1 protein-coding gene is annotated in these 926 nt (G+C 56.6%); it reads right to left on the reverse strand.

Translation table 11 applies throughout. The annotated features are described in order from the left end of the window. On the reverse strand, window positions 1-725 hold a 725-nt coding region (locus tag ABLU87_RS04765; protein ID WP_025108506.1), incomplete at its 3' end, for an IS110 family transposase. Between the last annotated feature and the right edge of the window lie 201 nt (window positions 726-926).

Consider the following 926-nt stretch of genomic DNA (forward strand, 5'->3'; position numbering starts at 1 on the left):
CCCGACTCATGCTGCACCGGCGTCAGTCCTGCATACGCCGCGAACTGCCGCGCTGTACCGAACTTCAGCCTCAGGCCCGTATACGCCAGCAGAACAGCCGCTGTTTTCTCCCCGATGCCCGGAATACTGTTCAGCAGCTTCCGCCGTCGTTTCATATCCGGGTCGTTATCCGTCAGGTCTTTTATCTGTTTTTCGATACGCGCCAGCTCCGCGCTCAGACATCCCAGCAGGATATCAATGCTGGCCAGCTGAACCTCCGGCGCGGTTTCTCGCCGGTTTTTCTCCTGCGTCTGCATCTCTGTCAGCGCCTGATGCCTTAACACCAGGGCTTTCAGTGCCCGCTCTGTCGGATGAGGGGCCTCCCAGGCTGACGGGCGTTTTTCCCGGCAGAAGTGAGCCAGCATACGGGCGTCCACTTTGTCAGTTTTACTGCGCAACCCCTCACTCTGTGCGAAAGCTTTACTGAGGGCGGGGTTGATGATGGACACGGTATACCCGGCATCACTCAGATGCGCGGCCGCGTCTTCCATGTAGGTGCTGGTGGACTCCATGCAGACATGGGCACGGTTCACGTCATGGCCGCGAAGCCAGCGGACCAGCGCTTCGTGTCCGGAGAGGGTATTATCAAATTTTTTACAACGATGCCGGCCATCAGGGCGAAGAATATCGACATCCAGTTTAGCTTTGGCGACATCAATACCGATGAAGTGGAGTTCATTTTCCATAGTGAAACCAACCTTGCAAATACGGGTTACCGGTGAAAGCCGGTCCATGATACTGTCCGGTTTATCACATGAGAAAGAACGGCGGTCCGGTGCAAAGGATCTACGGAACAGGCGCGAAAGCCTAAGCCCGGACACGGCATCCGGACCGCCATCAGAGAGAACTGGCCGGTTCTTTCTGACGGAGTAATCATACAAGCCCGG

The sequence above is a fragment of the Klebsiella sp. CB_Kp196 genome, assembly GCF_040061575.1.
Lineage (GTDB): Bacteria > Pseudomonadota > Gammaproteobacteria > Enterobacterales > Enterobacteriaceae > Klebsiella > Klebsiella michiganensis.